We start from the raw sequence: 17,714 nt of genomic DNA, 5'->3' as shown, positions 1-17,714 counted from the left end.
GGCCGCGCTCCGTCCGACGAGAGTCGGAGTCCTCACCGCGGCGTGCCGGACACAAGTCATCGTCCGGCAGAGGCGCACAATTGTCAACTGTTTTGTGACGCCCGTCACGATTCTCTTGAACAAATGCCCGCAGCATCCATTCAGCGGAAAGACCTCTGCGGCCGGGACTCGGGGCGCCGGAGGATGGCAGAGCATCACCCACCATTGGCTATTGCCATTACCTATGTGCATAGGTAATCTGACATCACTCCCCGCGGTGCGAAGGCGCCCGCGCCGAGGAAAGGACCTCGATCAGTGGCACACCAGACCCCCGTCTCCCCGCAGGCCGCAGCTCTCGTCGACGGCTTCTCGCTCGAGATGACCGGCAAGGACATCGCCGGGCTCGAAGAGGCGCGCGACATGATCCCGCAGGGGACGAAGATCAACGTGACGTTCCTCGGCAACGAGGACCTCGAGATGCGCGTCGCGGCCGCGAAGGCGGTCAAGGAGATGGGCTTCGTGCCCGTCCCCCACCTCTCCGCCCGCAGGCTGCGGTCGCAGGGCGAGCTCGAGGAGTTCCTCGGCCGGTTGCAGGAGGTCGGCGCCACCGAGCACGTGTTCGCCGTCGGCGGCGACCCGGCCGAGCCCGAGGGCCCCTACCCGGACTCGCTCACCGTGATCCGCTCGGGCGTGCTGCAGAAGTTCGGCGTGCGCGAGGTCTCGATCGCCGGCTACCCCGAGGGCCACCCCGACATCTCCGACGACGTGCTGTGGAGTCACCTCGACGAGAAGGCGCTCGCGCTTGCGCAGCAGGGAATGGATGCGGTGATCCTGACCCAGTTCGCGTTCGACACCGACCCCGTGATGACATGGATCGATGCGGTGCGCGCCCGCGGGATCGACGCGCAGATCCGCATCGGCACGCCCGGCCCCGCCGGCATCAAGCGGCTGCTCGGCTTCGCCCGCCGCTTCGGCATCGGCGCGAACGCCATGATCGTGAAGAAGTACGGGTTCTCGCTCACGAACCTCATGGGGACCGCCGGACCCGACCGCTTCGTGTCGGACCTCGCGACGCTCCTCGCCGACGACCCGAAGTCCGGCGACGTGAAGCTGCATTTCTACACGTTCGGAGGCCTGGCCGCGACCTCGCAGTGGGCGCGGGAGTTCGTCGCCGCGCAGTCGTACGGGGCGCGCCGATGACGACCCACCTCGATGTGCGACGCGATCATGCGTGCCTGATCGTGCACGGGCCGGACCGCTCGGGCATCGTCGCCGCAGTGACGGCGCTGGTGGCCCGCAACGAGGGCAACATCGTGACGCTCGACCAGTACTCCGACAACCCCGAGGGCGGTGAGTTCTTCCAGCGGGTGGTGTTCCACCGGCCCGACCTGCAGGCCGCCCTGCCGGCCATCGAGGCCGATCTCGACGACACGCTCACCCCGCTCGGCATGGAGTGGCGGATCACCGACCAGTCCATCCCCAAGCGGATGGCGATCCTCGCCTCGACGAGCGACCACTGCCTGCTCGAGCTGCTGTGGCGCCACCGCCGCGGGGAGCTGCCCGTCACCATCCCGATGGTGATCTCGAATCACACGAACACCGCGGAAGACGTCCGCAGCTTCGGCATCCCGTTCTTCCACGTGCCGTCGCAGGGACCCGACAAGTCCGCCGCCGAGGCGAAGATCGTCGAGCTGCTCAAGGGCAACGTCGACTTCGTGGTGCTGGCCCGGTACATGCAGATCCTCTCCGACTCGTTCCTCGAGAACGTGGGGGTGCCGGTGATCAACATCCACCACTCGTTCCTGCCCGCCTTCATCGGCGCCGCGCCCTACCGCAAGGCGAAGGAACGGGGCGTCAAGCTCATCGGCGCGACCAGCCACTACGTCACCGAGGACCTCGACGAGGGCCCGATCATCGAGCAGGACGTCGCCCGCGTCACCCACGCCATGACCGCCGCCGACCTGCAGGCCCGCGGCGCGTACGTCGAGCGCGCGGTGCTCTCCCGCGCCGTTCAGTGGCACGCCGAAGACCGTGTCATCCGACACGGCAACCACACCATCGTCTTCACCTGATCGAACGGATGCCGCGGGCCGCGGCATCCGTCTTCCCGAAACTCCATCCCACGAACAGAGAGGTTCCCTCCATGGCGAAGAATCTGCAGGAGCTGCTCGACGGTCAGAACGCCGTCGAGATGCTGCGCAACTCGCAGATCGGCTCGTACATCTACCCGGTGGTCCCCGCGGACTTCCAGAACTGGATCAAGGAGCAGCGGGCGTGGCGTGACACCGCCGTGCTCTACGACCAGTCGCACCACATGGACAACGTGTTCCTCAAGGGGTCCGATGCCATCAAGCTGATCTCCGACACCGCGATCAACTCCGTCGCGACCTTCCCGGTGAACCGCGCCAAGCAGTACGTGCCGACGACCGCGTCGGGCCACGTGATCGGCGACGGCATCCTCTTCCACGAGGCGGAGGACGAGTACGTCTACGTCGGCCGCGCCCCCGCGTCGAACTGGCTTCTGTACCACGGCGAGACCGGCGGCTACTCGAACCTCGACATCGCCGTCGACCGCCGCTCGCCCTCGCGTCCCTACGGCGACGCGGTGAGCCGCCGCTACTACCGGTTCCAGATCCAGGGCCCGGCGGCGTGGAACGTCATCGAGAAGCTCAACGGCGGACCGCTCGAGCAACTGAGGTTCTTCAGCATGTCCGAGATGCAGATCGGCGGCGTGAACGTCCGCACGCTCCGCCACGGCATGGCCGGCGCCCCCGGCCTCGAGGTGTGGGGCCCGTACGAGGACCACCACCGCGTGCGCGATCTCATCGTCGAGGCGGGCGCCGAGTTCGGACTCGTTCCGGTCGGCTCGCGCGCCTATCCGTCCAACACGCTGGAGTCGGGCTGGATCCCGTCGCCGCTGCCCGCGATCTACTCGGGCGAGGCCGAGCGCGGCTACCGCGAGTGGCTCGGCATCGACAGCTACGAGGCGACCGGCACGCTCGCAGGGTCCTTCGTGTCGGACGACATCTCGGACTATTACCTGACGCCGTGGGAGCTCGGCTACGGCTCGTTCGTGAAGTTCGACCACGACTTCATCGGCCGCGACGCGCTCGAGCAGATCGACCCCGAGACGCAGCGCCGCAAGGTCACCCTCGCCTGGAACGCCGAGGACGTCACGAAGATCTTCGCCTCGCTCTTCGACACCGAGGGCGACAGCTACAAGTTCTTCGACCTGCCGCTGGCGAACTACGGGTCGGCGAACTACGACGCGGTGACGGATGCCGACGGCAACAACGTCGGATTCTCGATGTTCACCGGCTACAGCGCCAACGAGAAGCGCGCACTGTCGCTGGCGACCGTCAACCCCGACGTGCCCGAAGGCGCCGAGGTGACGGTCGTGTGGGGAGAGCCCCACGGCGGCACCACGAAGGCCTCGGTCGAGCCGCACCAGCAGCTCGAGGTGCGCGCGGTCGTCTCACCCGTGCCGTACTCGACGGTCGCCCGCCAGACCTATCACGGCGGCTGGCGCACGCAGTACCAGCCGGCCTGAGCCGTCCGGCTGCAGCGAACGGGCCGAGGGGGCCCGCCCACGCCGGGCGGGCCCCCTTCCGGCATTCCGGGCGACGCCTGGCCGAGGCATCCGAATCCGGTCGCTACGCTCGGGGAACGAAGGGAGACGCATGAGTCTGCGCTACGCACTGCTGGCGATCCTGCGGGTCGGCCCGCTGTCGGGCTACGACCTGCAGAAGCAGTTCCACCAGTCGGTCGGTCACGTGTGGCACGCTCCCGACTCCCAGATCTATCCCGAGCTGCGCAAGATGGAGGAGCTCGGCCTCATCGAGGGCGAGGAGCAGACGCGCGGCGAGCGCGGCACGCGGCGGATGTACCACGTGACGGATGCCGGTGAGCAGGCCTTCCTCGACTGGATGGGCTCTCCCCTCGACTATCAGCGCGTGCGCGACCCCGCCCACCTGCGCGCGGCCTACCTCGAAGCCGCTTCCCCCGCCGACGCGCGCACGTTCCTCGAACGGCACATCGCCCAGTGGCAGGGTGAGCTGGCGCAGTGGGAGGGCGAGCTCGAGCGCATCGACGCGGTCGCCAACCCCATGCTGGTCCGGCGGCTCGCCGTGACGGCGGACGCCGACCGCGAGCGCACCATCGCCTACAAGCGCTTCGCGTACGAGGGTCTCGTCGAGCGAGCCCAGGGCGAGATCGCGTGGGCCCGCCGCGGGCTCGCTCTTGTCGACCGCCTCGAGCCCTGACCCCGGGTCGGCGCGAGTCCTCTTCCTTCGGGGCGCATCTGGCTTCGAAGCTGCGCCCGATCCGAAGCCACACGCCGCATCCCCCGGGCCGGCGGCGCCGGCCCGGGGGATGCGGAGCGAGGGTCAGGGCTTGCCCGGCGCCTTCTTCACCTTCTGGGTCTCCGCCGACAGGAGAGTGTGGGAGACGCGGTCGTCCGCCGACACCGTCACCCTCACTCGGAGCTGCGCACCGACGAGGTCGGCCGTGGGACCGAACGACGCCTGCGTGGCCGCGGGAATCGGCGAGCCGTCCGCGATCCACTGGTAGGCGACCACCGCGCCCGCAGGCACGTCGACCTGAGCCGTGACCTGCTCGCCGACACGGGGTGTGCCGGTCACCTGCGGCGTCGCCGCTGTCACCGCCTGGGTCGTCCCGAAGTCGAGCCACGTGCCCTCGAGTTCCGTGTAGCCCTGGGGCCGCTCATCCCAGTCGCACACGCCCGACGGGAACGTCGCGAGCAGTCGGGCCCACTGCGCGTCGCTCATCGCGGGATAGTCGGTCCGAACCGACGGCGTCAGCGCGCACTTCAGGCCGTCCGCGATGAGCGGCATGCCCGCCTCCGCCCGCGGCTGCGAGTGGTACGGGTACAGCGTGTTGCACGCCGTCGACGGGTCGTCGTAATCGAGCGGCTCGGCGATGAAGGCCATCTGTGCGTCGTAGCAGCCGTCCACGAGGTCGGCCGGCCGTGCGGCCACGGTGCGCGCACGGTCGCCGGGGCCGCCCGCCGCCTCGATCGCGTCGAGCCAGTCCTCCAGCTTGTCGAGCGCGGCCACCCGCATCTGGTTGGTGTTGGCTCCGATGTTCGCGCCCGTCCAGTTGACGTGCGTACCGGCGTCGCCGTACGCCGCGAGCATGCGCTCGCGGATGATCGCCGACCGGTAGCGCTCGTGGAAGTCGCCCGTGGGGTCGGTGTAGTTACGGATCTCGATCACTGGCGTCCACGCCAGACCGCCCGTCATCATGTTGATGCGACCGGTCGCGTACGCCCGTTCGATCGCTTCGACGCTCGCCTCCGAGCGCGCCGCCGTGCGGTTGCCGTCGACGCCCATGCCGCCGACCTGCTCGTTCAGCGACACGAACTGCTCGACCGTGATCGCTCCGCTCTGCAGGGCGTTCCAGCCGTACTGGACACCGACGTTGTCGGGCTCCACGCGCAGGCCACGACCTTCGGCATCCGTCCCGTAGACGTTCTTGACCATGTCCGCGATCGTGCAGCGCAGGCCTCCCGGGTTGCTGGGCGACCAGCGGTCGGCGACGGGGATCGCCGCGTTGCAGCCGCGGGTGGGGTCGTCCACGCCGTCGAAGAACGTGAAGCCGTTGCACGTGCCGGGAACGGCGTGGCCGGTGACGGCGACCTTCTGGGCGTTCGTCCAGCCGGCACCGGTGGGCGAGTTCCAGTAGTTGAGGAGCGCCCGGCAGTCGTGGCCGCCGATCGTGGTCGACCGCTCGTCGGGGTAGCCGATCTCGCCCAGCAGGCCGTCGAGGACTCCGGGGTAGTTGTTGGCCAGCAGCAGCTGCTGCATCGTGCCCGCCGAGCCGCCCGAGCCGATCGTGTAATCGATGGGTCCGAGCTGCTCGACGACGTGCTCCTTGACCATCATCGCGGTCTCGGCGCTCGTGACGTCGTTGCAGTTCTGCGCGTAGACGTTGAACGTGGCCGAGGCGACGGCGTATCCACGGCTGAGGAAGAGGTCGTTCTGCACGCCGCCGGTGCTGGTGCCCTGCCAGTACCCGACGCCGCACGCGCCGCCGAACGTGTACACGAGCTTGCCGTTCCAGCCCTGGGTGTCCGTCCACGGCGTCGGCTCGGCGCTGCCCGGCACGTGGAGGACGGCGGTCTCGTAGACGCCGCGGTTGATGGTGCCGCGCTCGACGCGCACGATGTACGGGACGGAGACGCCGTTCACGGTGGTCGTCGCGAGGTTCGCGGGAGTGGAACCGTCGGTCGGGTAGTTCGCGAACTGCCCGGCGGTCGTGCGGTAGCGATAGCTCACCGAGGGAGCCGCGACGTGGCAGTCCGCGTCGACGGGACCGAGGTTCCACGCCGACCCTGATGCCGTGCAGTACATGGGATGCTGCGGCCCCGAGAACACCGGTCCGGTGATCGGGTGGTTCTCGACTTCGAGCGCCGCCTGGACCTGACCGTTCTTCTTGGTCACCTGGATCTCGCTGAGTCCCAGGGGCAGGCCGTCGACCAAGCCGATCAGACGGCCGTCGCGCGCGTGGAACGAGTCGGTCACATCGACACCGGCCGAGACGATGCGGAAATCGTCGCGAGCACCGGTGATCGAGATCAGCGCATCGCCGCCCGAGACGCTGTCTGCTCGACCCGACTCGATCTCGATGGCGACCGGCTGCGCGGCGCTGCCCGCGGTCGGCAGGGACAGTCCGGCGAGGATCAGCCCCGCCGAGGCGAGCACCCCCATCGCGAGCGGTCCGGTTCTGGATCTTTTCATTGCACCCTCCGTCGACGTCGTTGTCACGGCGCAGCATCGTCGCTGCCTCCTGCTCGACAGAGTAGAAGTAGCGGTGACGCTCGTCAACGAAAGATTAAGTATTGGCCCCCTCGACCATGCGCCGCCGGGTCACCCGGTCGGCAAGGCCCGCGTCGATCTCGCCGACGATCGTGCGCACGCGGCTCTCCGCGGCGTCGGCGAGATCGTTGTAGCGACGCGCCCAGGCGCGGCGCGTCGTCACGCGCGGCCAGTCGCCGGGCACGAGTTCGACCGGCATCCCGGTGTCGAGCAGGCGGAAGGACTGCCAGCCGAGCATGAGGCGCGTGCGCTCGGAGAACGCCGCCACCGGATCGTGCGGCGCACCGGAGCCCATCGCGGCGGCGAAACGGCGGTACTCCGCGGCGATCTCGTCCAGGTCCCACGCCGACTGCGCTCCCCCGGCGACCGTCGTCTCGAGGGTCGCGCGCATCGTCGTGACGTCGTCGACGCCCAGATCGCGCAGTTCAGCCATCGCGGCCGCGGCGCGATCGCGCGGCGACACCCAGACGCCGTCGTACAGCGGTGCGAACCCGAGCCACCGCAGCCGCGACCGCGCAAGGTGCCGGGACGACCTCTCGGACTCGGGGATCGAGAAGGCGAGCACGGTCCACAGGCCATCCCACGGGGGCTCGACCAGCCCGAACGATTCGAGCCAGCCCGCCTCCTCGGCGACGATCTCCACGGCCCGCGGCGTCAGGCTGTGGGTCGTCCGCCGGCCGGCGCGCTCGGCGGCGAGCAGCCCGCTGCGCACCATGCGCGCCAGGGTCGCACGCGCCGCCGCCTCCTTGAGGCCCAGGTCGGTGAGCGCCGTCACGAGCGCACCCGTCGGCAGCGGCTCGCCCACGCCCCACCAGTAGTCGCCGAAGACGGTGAGCACTTGTCGGACGGGCGATACCCGGCGGAACTCGGGCGAGCCGGCACCGTCCTCGGCGAGAGTCATGCGTGACATCATCCCACCGGCGCCGAGGGGATGACGTCACGTCAACTCAGTGGGCCATCGAGGCGAGCACCTCCGGGTCGAGGGTCGCGATCGAGCGGGTGTCCTGGAAGGCGCGGACGCCCTCGATGCCCTGCTCCCGACCGAAGCCCGACTGCTTCATGCCGCCGAACGGGGCGCGCAGGTCGAGGCGGGTCGCGCCGTGGTCGTTCACCCACACGTAGCCGCACTCCAGCTGCGAGCCGACGCGCTGCGCCGCGTCGGGCGAGGCCGTCCACACCGATCCGCAGAGGCCGCCCCACGTGTCGTTGGCGAGGCGCACGGCCTCGGCCTCGTCGTCGAACGGGATGATCGGGATCACGGGGCCGAACTGCTCCTGCGTCACGACGCGCAGCTCGAGCGACGGGTCGACGACGATCGCGGGTCGCACGAAGTTGCCGCCGGCCAGGTCGCCGCCCGGCAGCTCGCCGAACTCGCGGACGTCGGCGCCGGCATCCTTCGCCTCCTGGATGATCTCGTCGACGAACGCCTTCTGCGCCGGCTGGTGGAGCGGCCCCATCGTGGTGCCCTCGTCGAGGCCGTAGCCGAGCTTCGCCGCCTCGAGCCGGGCGGACAGTCCGGCGACGAGCTCGTCCGCACGCGACCGGTGCACGAAGACGCGCTTGGCGTTCATGCAGATCTGGCCCGTCGTGTCGTAGATCGCCGCGTACAGGCGGTCGAGGTGGGCGTCGTCGAGGATCGCGTCGTCGAGGAACACGGCCGCATCGTTGCCACCCAGTTCGAGGGTCACGCGGGTGAGGGTCTTCGACGCCATCTCCATGATCCGCTTGCCGCCGTTGACCGACCCGGTGAAGCAGACCTTGGCGATATCGGGGCTCTGGATGAGGCCGGCGATGTCCTGGTCGCGTCCGGTCACGATGTTGAGCACGCCGGGCGGCAGCTTCTCGGCCACGCGCTGCACGACGCGGGTCGTCGCGAGCGGCGCCGAGGGCGGGGGCTTCACGATCGCGGTGTTGCCGGCCAGCAGGGCGTGCGGCAGCGCGGCACCGAGGATCGCGATCGGCCAGTTGAAGGGCACGATGACCGTCACGACACCGAGCGGCTGGTACGTCACGTCGGTCGACACCGGGATCGCCCCGGGGATCGGCGGCAGCGTCTTGGACGCGTCGACCTCGTCGGCGAGCATGAGCGCGAGGTTCCAGCGGATCTCGAACACGAGCGCGTCGATCCACGCCTCCATGCGGATCTTGCCGTTCTCCTGTGAGAGGACAGCGGCGTCCTCGTCGCGGTCGTCGGCGATCCCGGCGATCGCCTCGGCCATCGCAGCCGCGCGCTCCTGAGGCGTGAGCGCCGCCCACGCCGGGAAGGCCGCCTTCGCAGCGGCGACGGCATCCTTCACATCCGACTCCGTCGCGGCCGCCGCCTCACCGACGACCGCACCCGGCTTGCCGGGATCGGGGATCGTCAGCACGTCGTCGGTGAACCGCTCTTCACCCCCGATGAACAGGCCCGTCCGGACCGAAGTCCCCATCGCCGTCTCGCCCATGGAACGCCCACCTCTCCGTGTTGCCCAACGTGGATCCGCCTCGGGTCGGCGCGGATCGACACCTCTCCCAGCGTGCCTCTCCCATGCGCGTGAATCAAGATTGTCGACGATTTTCGCGCGGATTTCGTATGAGATTCTTCGCATTGATCGGCCTCGCGCGAGATAGTGTCAGTGCACGGACGAAGGCGCCGAAGGAGGTTGGCCGAGATGACGGATGCTGCGGTGCTGAGCGACGACGAGACGATCGAGCGTCCCGACCTGACGCAGGTGATCCGCGAGGCGATCCTCGACGCGCAGTTCGCGCCGCATCAGCGTCTCATCGAGGCCGATCTCAGCGAGCGCTACGGCGCTTCGCGGGCCTCCGTGCGCACGGCGCTGCTGAACCTCGCCGGCGAAGGGCTCGTCGAGCGCCTGCCCAACCGCGGCGCACGGGTGCGGGCGATCACGGTCGACGAGGCGATCGAGATCGTCGAGGTGCGCATCGGCCTCGAGACCCTCTGCGCGCGCAAGGCCGCCGAGAACCTCTCCCCCGCCGACGCCGACGAGCTCCGGGCGCTGCGCGCCGACATCGAGGCCGCGATCGGATCGGGCGACCTCATGGCGTATTCGCGCCTGAACCAGGAGCTCGACCGCCGCATCCGCGACCTCAGCCACCACGGCACGGCGACCCAGCTGCTCGAGCGCCTGCGCGCGCAGTCCGCGCGGCACCAGTTCCGGCTCGCCTTCCACCCGGGGCGCGCCGCGACGTCGGCGCCGGAGCACATCGCGATCATCGACGCGATCCTCGCGAAGGACCCGGACGCCGCCGAGGCCGCGACCCGCGCCCATCTCTCGGGCATCGTCGAGGTCCTCCACGGCATGGAGTGAGGCCTTCGACAAGCTCAGGGACCGGTGGGCTCCGCCGACCCCGAGCCGGTCGCTGAGCCCGCCGAAGCGCCCGAGAGCGTACGACAACCCAGGGACCGGGATGCGCGAAGGGGGCGGACGGATGCCTCCGCCCGCCCCCTCGCAGGGCTCAGGTCACTGACCCCAGGACTCGGCCGGGGCGTAACCCTTGCCGTTGTACTTCTGCACCTGCACGGTCGAGACGGCGGGCTGGCCGTCCTCGGTCGTGTCGACGCTGGAGCCCTCGAGCATGAGCGGTGCCACATAGCCCTTGATGCTGCGCAGCTGCGTCATGAAGTCGTCGCGCGTCGGCTCGGTCATCTTCTCGAAGACCTGCTCGAGCGTCGCGCCGACCTGGTACGACCAGACGCAGTGCGGGAACGCGGGGACGTCGGAGTAGTTCGCGTACTCCTTGAGGGCGCTGAGGAACGCGCCGCCGTCCTCGCTCTCGGCGAAGGTCGGCGCGGCCGCGGCCTGCGCGAACGCCACGGTGTAGACGCCCGGGAACGCCGCCGCCCCACCGGGCTCGAGGATCGCGGACGGGCTCGACGTGTTCGACGGGAGGAACCAGCTGGGCAGCCAGCCGAGCTCCTGCGTCTTCTGCAGCGACGAGATGACGAGCGGCGTGATCGACATGGCGTTGAAGAAGACGTCGGCGCCCGAGCCGGCGAGCTCGGTCAGCTGCGCGTCGACCGAGGTGTCGGTGGCCTCGTACGTGAGCTCCTTGACGATCTCGATGTTGTCGGCGCCCTCGATGCCCTTCTTGAAGCCCTCGACGTAGCCCTCGCCGTAGTCGTCGTTCTGCGAGAGGATCGCGACCGTGTGGTCGTCGCTCGAGCTCGCCAGCAGCTTGCCGAAGGCCTCGCCCTCGTTCTGGTAGATCGGCACGAAGCCGAGCGACCACGGGCTCTCCTGCTGGTCGCTGAAGATCGGGTCGCCCGACATGATCAGCGCCTGCGGCACCTCGTCGGCGATCGCGGCCTCGCGCCACGCGCGGTTGGTCGGCGTGCCGAGACCGGCGGTCATCGCGAAGACGCTGCTCTTCAACTGGTCGTAGTTCGCCTTGGCCTTCTGCGGGTCGTACTCGTCGTCGAGCGCCGTGATCTCGACCTTGCGGGTCTTGCCGTCGCCGAACTCGACCCCGCCGTCGGCGTTCTTGGCGCCGAAGTAGGCCGTGATGCCGGCGACCGTGCACGTGCCGGGCCCGGCTGTGGGGCCTGACAGCGGGGTCGTGATGCCGAGCGTGATCGATGTGTCGGTGATGCCGGGGCTCGCCTGGGCCGCCCCGTCGCCGGTCTCGTTCGGCGTGCCGCCGCCGCGAGAGCAGCCGGCGGCGAGGACGGCGACGATGCCGATCCCGGCGACGACCGAGGCGACGCGCAACTTCGTGCGGTTCGTGCTCATGGGTCTTGCCTCTCTGTGTGGGTTATGACTGCGTCGGTGAAGGTGGGGGTGGGTCGGTGACGGCGGCGGTGTCTGCGGTGGTCGTCTTCGTGGACACGGTCCCCACGCCCTCTCCCGGCGCCGCTGGCGCGGCGGCGGGAGCCTCGGGGCGCGTGGGCCCAGCTGCAGCATTCGTCCGTCCGGAAGGCCCGGTCGGGCCGCTTCGGGGGGCGCCGTCATCGCGGCGCCGGCGCCGCCACAGCCGTGGCAGCGACACGAGGCCGCCGGGGAGGATGAAGAGGACCACGAGGAGGATCGCGCCTTGAAGCATCGCGGTGATGTTGGGGTCGATGAGGTTCGTGATCTGCGGCAGCAGCACGTACCAGACACCGCCGAGGAGCGAGCCGATGATGCTGCCGGCGCCGCCGATGACCATCGCGGCGAGCAGCTCGATCGAGTGGCCGAAGTGCAGCGTCTCGGGCGACGTGTACTGGATCACGACCATATAGAGGAAGCCGCTCACGCCGCCGATGAGCGAGGCGATCGTGAAGGCCAGCACCTTGTACCGGTAGGGCGAGACGCCCATGGATGCTGCGACCGCCTCGTTGCCCTTCACGATGGCGAAGGCGCGGCCGTACTTGCCGCGCACGAGGTTGCGCGTCAGCAGGAACGTGATACCCCCGATGAGGATCACGATGTACAGCTGCCACTGATCGTCGTAGAGGCCGGTCCACTCCGGCGCGCTCGAGAAGCGGGCCGAGGTGCCCTGCGATCCGCCGGTGAACTCCGACAGCCGCTTCGCGAGCGGCAGGCCCACGAGCGGGAGTGCGATCGTCACCATGGCGATCGCGAGGCCGCCGAGGCGCGCCGCGGCGAGCGCGACGAGAAGCCCGAACACGGCCGGCACGATGCACGCAAGCACGAAGACGAGGACGATGTTCCAGTCCTGATTGACGCCGTAGGCCGTGACGTACGCGCCGACGCCGACGAAGAAGATCTGGCCGAGCGACACCTGGCCGGTGTAGCCCATCACGACGTTGAGGCCGAGCACCGCGACGGCGAAGACGCCGATACGCGCGATCGTCTGGTTGGCGAACTCGGGGAGGATCAGCGGCCCGACGACGAGCAGCACGACGACGAGGCCGACCCCCGCCCACTTCACCCAGGGGCGCGTCCAGAACTCCGCGGTCGAAGGCATCAGACGCGCACCACCGCTTTCCGGCCGAACAGGCCCTGTGGCCGCACGATGAGCACGACGAAGATGAGGATGAACGGCACCGCGATCTTGAGGTCGTGCCCGATGAAGGGGACGTAGACCGCCGCGAGGTTCTCGAGCACGCCGATGAGCCACGCTGCGACGACGACGCCTATCGGGCTCGAGAGGCCGCCGAGGATGCAGGCGGCCAGCGCGTAGACGAGAGCGCCGTCCATCATCCCGGGGGTGAGGGTCAGCTGCGGCGCGACGAGCACGCCGGCGACGGCGCCCAGCACCGCGGCGAGCCCCCAGCCGACCATGAGATTGCGGCCGACGTTGATGCCGGAGAACGCGGCCGAGCCGGGGTTGATCGCGACCGCCCGCAGCGCCAGGCCCAGCTTCGTGCCGAGGAACAGCGCCTGCAGCAGCAGCATTATCACGACGATGACGATGATCGTGCCGAGCGAGCGGACGCTGATCACAGCTCCCCCGATCTTGATCGTCTCCAGGGGGAACAGCGACGGGAAGAGCCGGTTGTTGTACGTCCAGATCCAGGCGCACAGACCGGTGATGAAGGTCAGCAGGCCGATCGTCACGACGACGGCGGTGTCGGGGTCGCCGCGCTCGAACCGGCGGATGAGGTAGCGCTCGATGAGCGCGCCCAGGAAGAACGACGCCACGATCGCACCGAGGATCGCCAGCACGATCGGGACGCCGAAGCCGTTGAGGGCCCACGCGATGTACGCCGACAGCACCGCCATGCCGCCCTGCGCGAAGTTGATGAGACCGGTCGCCTGGTTGACGAGGACGATCGCGAGCGCGAGCGCCGCATAGATCGACCCCGTCGAGAGCCCGTCGATCACGAGCTGGATGAAGGTGCCCACCGTCAGCCTCCCAGGTACGCGCGGCGGATCTCGTCCATGCCCTTGAGCTCCGCGGTCGAGCCGGTCAGGACATTGCGGCCCGTCTCGAGCACGGTCGCGCTGTCGACGAGGGTGAAGGCGAGGTTGGCGTTCTGCTCGACGACGAGCATCGCGATGCCCGACTCGGCGCGCAGACGCCCGATCGCCTGGTAGACGGTCTTGGCGGTGCCCGGTGCGAGACCGAGGGATGCCTCGTCCAGCAGCAGCAGACGCGGCCTGGCCATGATCGCCCGGGCGATAGCGAGCATCTGCTGCTCTCCTCCCGACAGCGCCGACCCGTTCGAACGGATGCGGTCCCTGAGCTGCGGGAAGAGCTCGAGGCAGTAGTCGACGTCGGCGCGGACCGCCTTGGCGTCCTTGCGGCGATACGCGCCGACGCGGAGGTTCTCGCGCACCGTGAGGTCGGACAGCGTGCCGCGCCCTTCCGGCACGTGCGCGATCCCGAGCGCGGCGACCTGGTCGGGCCGGAGGCCCTTGAGGTCCTTGCCGTCGAACCGGATGGTGCCGGTCGAGCGGACGGTGCCCGACACCGCGCGCAGTGTCGTGGTCTTGCCGGCGCCGTTCGCGCCCAGGATGCCGACGGCACCGCCGTCGGGGACTGTGAGCGAGACGCCCTCGAGCACCTGCACGCGCCCGTAGAACGCGCGGACGTCGGCGAGCTCAAGCAGCGTCATCGATCGCGTCCTTTCCGAGGTACGCCTCGACGACGCGCGGGTCGGACTGCGCCTCGGCGGCCGAGCCCTCCATCAGCTTGCGGCCGTGGTCGAGCACGACGACGCGGTCGGTGAGGGCCGAGATGAGACCCATGTTGTGCTCGACGATGACGACCGTGATGTCGTCGTCGCGCACGCGCCGCACGGTCTCGATGAGCTGCTCGACCTCCGAGTGCGGGAGTCCCGCCGCCGGCTCGTCGAGCAGCAGCAGCCGCGGCTTCATGAGCAGGGCGCGGCACAGTTCGACACCCTTGTGCAGTCCGTGCGACAACTCGTCGGCCCGCGTGCGGGCGGCCCAGCCGAGGCCGTGGCCCTCCAGGAGGTCGAGGGCCTCCTGCCGGAGCGCCTTCTCGGAGCGGGTCGTTCGGGGCAGCCGCAGCGACCACTCCGCCGGCCCACCCGGCAGGCGGCTGTGTGCGCCGAGCAGCACGTTCTCGAGCACGGTCTCGCGCAGCTGCAGAGCGGGGTGCTGGAACGTGCGCGCCAGGCCGTGCCGCGCGAGGGTCGCGGGCGGCGAGCCGAGCACCTCGTCGTCGTCGATCGTGATCGATCCGGCGCTCGGGCGGTAATGGCCGCTCACACAGTTGAAGAGCGAGGTCTTGCCGGCACCGTTCGGGCCGACGAGGCCGAAGATCTGGCCGGGCTCGACGGTGAAGGTCACATCCTCGAGCACCTTGACGCCGCCGAAGTGCAGGCTCACGTCGCGGACTGCGAGCCGAGCGCCCATGGCCCCACCTTTCGCGTCGTCGCGTCGTCGTGGTCGTTCGGGGAGTCGAGTCCTCCCCGTGCTTGGGAAACTACGGATTCGCGGCGAGATTGTCAACGATTTTGGTGCGAAGTTCCGCGACCGTGATCTTCGACACGATGCTGGCGCGCGGAGCGAGGGGGCGCAGCATCCGTTTCCATTCAACGGAACCACCTGGTCGAGGCGGTCCGGAGCGCTCTTACGCTGACCGCAGCTTCCGCAACCGAAGAAGGAGGGTCGACGATGACCACGATGACGGACACCCAGACCGAGTCGCTCGCCCAGGCGATCGACCGCGCCGGCAGCCCCGTGGAACTGCTGCGCAACCAGAACTGGCCGGCCTTCACGTTCCCGGTGGCGCCGGAGTTCACGAACTGGCGCGACGAGCAGCGCGCGTGGAACACGTCGGTGGCGCTCATGGACCAGTCGCACCACATGACGCAGCTGTTCCTCGACGGCGCCGATCTCATTCCCCTGCTGAGCTCGATCTCACCGAACACGTTCACGACCTTCCGGCCGGGCGTCGCCAAGCAGCTCATCTCGGTCAACCAGGACGGCTACCTCATCGGCGACGGCATCCTCTTCTACAACTCCGAGGGGCCTGAGGGTCTCGTGCTCATCGGGCACCACATCCTCATCGACTGGGTGCGCTTCAACATCGAGAAGGCGGAGGCGCTCGGCAAGGACGTGCGCTATCGCCTCGAGGCCAACTCGCACATGCGGCAGGGGCCGCCGACGTACTACCGCTACGAGCTGCAGGGACCGCACGCCGACCTCGTGATGGAGAAGATGTTCGGCGGGCCGGTGCCCGAGATCAAGTTCTTCCACATCGGCGATGTCGAGATCGCCGGCCGGCCGGTGAAGGCGCTGCGCCACGGCATGGCCGGGCAGCCCGGGTTCGAGTTCTACGGCCCGTGGGAGGACAGCCAGGTCGTGCTCGAGGCATTGATGGAGGCCGGCGAGGAGTACGGCATCCGCCGGGTCGGGGCGAAGGCGTACTCGTCGTCGCCGCTCGAGTCCGGCTGGGTGCCGACGCCGTTCCCCGCCGTCTTCGACGACGACTTCGCCGAGTACCGCGAGTGGCTGCCGGCGGCCCGCATCGGCTCGGTGGGCGGCTCGCTGTACTCGACCGACGTCCACGACTTCTACATGACGCCGTTCGACATCGGTCTCGGCCGCTCGGTGCGGTTCGACCACGACTTCCACGGCCGCGAGGCGCTCGAGAAGCACGCCGAGAACCAGCGCCGCCGCAAGGTCACGCTGATCTGGAACGCCGATGACGTCGCCGCGGTCGTGCGCTCGCAGCTCGAGCCCGGCACGCCCGCCAAGTACCTCGACTTCCCGAAGGCGCGGTACGGGCTGTACCAGATGGACGAGATCCTGAAGGACGGCGAGCGCGTGGGGATCTCGACGGATGCCGGGTACGTGGCGTACGACCAGCTCTACATGTCGCTCGCGACCCTGGACGCCGGCCTCCGCGACGGCGAAGAGGTCGAGGTGGTGTGGGGCGAGGACCCGATCTCGCGCAAGGACGGCGTCGACGCCGACCACCGCCAGGTGCGCATCCGCGCGACGGTCGCCCCTGCGCCGTACCACGACTACGCCCGGACGGTGTATCGCCAGAACGCGTCCTGACGCGCCGGCCCGCGGCATCCTCGCACCAAAATCGTTGACAATCCCGCCTCGACTTCGTACGGTCCCTTACACCGGGGCCACCTCGCTCGGCTGACGCCCCGCCATCCCGCCGAGAGGGGGCGGAGCGTGACCGACAGACCGGTCGGCCGTGACGGGGTGTTCGAGCGGGCGCTCGAGCTGCTCGAGTGCTTCACGGCCGACGAGCCGATCCTCTCGGCGGCCGAGATCGCGCAGCGGACCGGGCTCGCGGTGTCGTCCGTGCACCGGCTGCTCGCGAAGCTGCTCACGGCGGGCTTCGTCGACAAGGTGCATCCGCAGCGCTACGCGGTCGGGCTGCGGCTGTGGAAAGTCGGCGAGTTGAGCCCGGTCCTGCTCGAGCTGCGCGAGGCCGCGCTTCCGCTGATGCTCCGGCTGTACGAGGCGACGGGCGAGAACGTCCAGCTGGCCGTACTCGACGGCCGCACGCCGCAGACGGGGCGGGCGCTCTACATCGCCCGCGCGGTGGGCGTGTCGTCGTCGCCCACACTCACTCGGATCGGCGGGGCGTTCCCGCTGCACACGACCGGGGTCGGCAAAGCGCTGCTCGCTGCTCAGGACGCCGACTGGCTCGCCGACTACATCCACGGCGGGCTCGCGCCGGAGACCCGGTTCTCGCTGACGACGGGCAGCGAGCTCGTCCACGATCTCGAGCGGACGCGCGCTCGCGGATACGCCGTCACGCGCGAGGAGATGAGCCTCGGAACGGCCTCGGTCGCGGTCGCCTTCGACCGCGTGGCACACCTTCCCGCCGCCGCGATCGGGGTCGTCACCGAGGTCCACCGATTCCGTGAGCGGGAGCTGAGCGCAATGGTGGCGGCATCCGCCCATCAGCTGCACGCCGTGCTCAGCGAGCGATTCGACCGCTGACGCCCGCGGGGACGGCACTTTCTCACTGGGTGCGAATCTTCGGGATGCCGCCGCGAGCCCGGTCATAGAT

Annotated in this window: 15 protein-coding genes; 7 read left to right on the top strand and 8 right to left on the bottom strand. The window is 69.5% G+C overall.

Annotation, left to right across the window (positions count from 1 at the left end):
- Positions 1-357: 357 nt before the first annotated feature.
- The 4 genes from ACFC1K_RS03620 (at position 358) to ACFC1K_RS03605 (ending at position 4,241) form a co-directional block, all read left to right on the top strand.
- Entirely contained in the window at positions 358-1,179 is an 822-nt protein-coding gene (locus tag ACFC1K_RS03620; protein ID WP_375871148.1) for a methylenetetrahydrofolate reductase, read from the top strand.
- Positions 1,176-2,051, top strand: coding sequence for a formyltetrahydrofolate deformylase (gene purU, locus ACFC1K_RS03615; RefSeq protein WP_375870468.1), 876 nt, complete (start codon positions 1,176-1,178; stop codon positions 2,049-2,051). The genes ACFC1K_RS03620 and purU overlap by 4 nt, the downstream gene beginning before the upstream one ends.
- Before the next feature lie 71 nt (positions 2,052-2,122).
- Positions 2,123-3,529 carry an aminomethyl transferase family protein gene (locus ACFC1K_RS03610; RefSeq protein WP_375870467.1) on the top strand — a complete coding sequence of 469 codons (1,407 nt, stop codon included), beginning with the start codon at positions 2,123-2,125 and terminating at the stop codon, positions 3,527-3,529.
- A gap of 130 nt (positions 3,530-3,659) precedes the next feature.
- A complete protein-coding gene (locus tag ACFC1K_RS03605; protein ID WP_375870466.1) occupies positions 3,660-4,241 on the top strand; it encodes a PadR family transcriptional regulator in 582 nt (193 codons plus the stop codon).
- Positions 4,242-4,364: 123 nt separating this feature from the next.
- Here ACFC1K_RS03605 and ACFC1K_RS03600 read toward each other — a convergent pair whose 3' ends face one another.
- The 3 genes from ACFC1K_RS03600 to ACFC1K_RS03590 form a co-directional block, all read right to left on the bottom strand.
- Positions 4,365-6,737 (bottom strand): DUF6351 family protein, encoded by a 2,373-nt coding sequence (locus ACFC1K_RS03600; protein ID WP_375870465.1) that lies wholly within the window; start codon positions 6,735-6,737, stop codon positions 4,365-4,367.
- Between the two features lie 94 nt (positions 6,738-6,831).
- On the bottom strand, positions 6,832-7,716 hold the full coding sequence (locus ACFC1K_RS03595) for a PaaX family transcriptional regulator C-terminal domain-containing protein (protein WP_375870464.1): 885 nt from the start codon (positions 7,714-7,716) through the stop codon (positions 6,832-6,834).
- 46 nt (positions 7,717-7,762) lie between these two features.
- On the bottom strand, positions 7,763-9,259 hold the full coding sequence (locus ACFC1K_RS03590; RefSeq protein WP_375870463.1) for an aldehyde dehydrogenase family protein: 1,497 nt from the start codon (positions 9,257-9,259) through the stop codon (positions 7,763-7,765).
- A 207-nt stretch (positions 9,260-9,466) separates the two neighbouring features.
- Between ACFC1K_RS03590 and ACFC1K_RS03585 the strand changes: the two genes are divergently transcribed.
- A complete protein-coding gene (locus tag ACFC1K_RS03585; protein ID WP_375870462.1) occupies positions 9,467-10,126 on the top strand; it encodes a GntR family transcriptional regulator in 660 nt (219 codons plus the stop codon).
- 153 nt (positions 10,127-10,279) lie between these two features.
- On the opposite strand, the gene ACFC1K_RS03580 is transcribed toward ACFC1K_RS03585, so the two are convergent.
- Genes ACFC1K_RS03580 through ACFC1K_RS03560 form a run of 5 tightly spaced genes read right to left on the bottom strand, consistent with a single transcriptional unit; the run spans position 10,280 to position 15,085 of the window.
- A complete protein-coding gene (locus tag ACFC1K_RS03580; RefSeq protein WP_375870461.1) occupies positions 10,280-11,548 on the bottom strand; it encodes an ABC transporter substrate-binding protein in 1,269 nt (422 codons plus the stop codon).
- Between the two features lie 22 nt (positions 11,549-11,570).
- The gene (locus tag ACFC1K_RS03575) at positions 11,571-12,725 is read right to left on the bottom strand and encodes a branched-chain amino acid ABC transporter permease (protein ID WP_375870460.1); all 1,155 of its coding nucleotides are present in this window, start codon (positions 12,723-12,725) and stop codon (positions 11,571-11,573) included.
- The gene (locus ACFC1K_RS03570; RefSeq protein WP_310286436.1) at positions 12,725-13,606 is read right to left on the bottom strand and encodes a branched-chain amino acid ABC transporter permease; all 882 of its coding nucleotides are present in this window, start codon (positions 13,604-13,606) and stop codon (positions 12,725-12,727) included. The genes ACFC1K_RS03575 and ACFC1K_RS03570 overlap by 1 nt, the downstream gene beginning before the upstream one ends.
- 2 nt (positions 13,607-13,608) lie before the next feature.
- Entirely contained in the window at positions 13,609-14,319 is a 711-nt protein-coding gene (locus ACFC1K_RS03565; RefSeq protein ID WP_375870459.1) for an ABC transporter ATP-binding protein, read from the bottom strand.
- On the bottom strand, positions 14,306-15,085 hold the full coding sequence (locus tag ACFC1K_RS03560) for an ABC transporter ATP-binding protein (protein WP_375870458.1): 780 nt from the start codon (positions 15,083-15,085) through the stop codon (positions 14,306-14,308). The genes ACFC1K_RS03565 and ACFC1K_RS03560 overlap by 14 nt, the downstream gene beginning before the upstream one ends.
- Before the next feature lie 261 nt (positions 15,086-15,346).
- On the opposite strand from ACFC1K_RS03560, the gene ACFC1K_RS03555 reads away from it, so the two are divergent.
- The gene (locus tag ACFC1K_RS03555) at positions 15,347-16,738 is read left to right on the top strand and encodes an aminomethyl transferase family protein (protein ID WP_375870457.1); all 1,392 of its coding nucleotides are present in this window, start codon (positions 15,347-15,349) and stop codon (positions 16,736-16,738) included.
- A gap of 126 nt (positions 16,739-16,864) precedes the next feature.
- Complete coding sequence (locus ACFC1K_RS03550; RefSeq protein ID WP_375870456.1) at positions 16,865-17,644, top strand: IclR family transcriptional regulator; 780 nt, start codon at positions 16,865-16,867, stop codon at positions 17,642-17,644.
- Positions 17,645-17,714: the final 70 nt, after the last annotated feature.

Origin of the sequence: Microbacterium sp. NPDC056057, assembly GCF_042266945.1 — a bacterium.
In the GTDB taxonomy this organism is placed as follows: Bacteria; Actinomycetota; Actinomycetes; order Actinomycetales; family Microbacteriaceae; genus Microbacterium; species Microbacterium trichothecenolyticum_C.
Note: the sequence above shows the minus strand (reverse complement) of the source record. Positions and strands in the feature narration are given on the sequence as shown.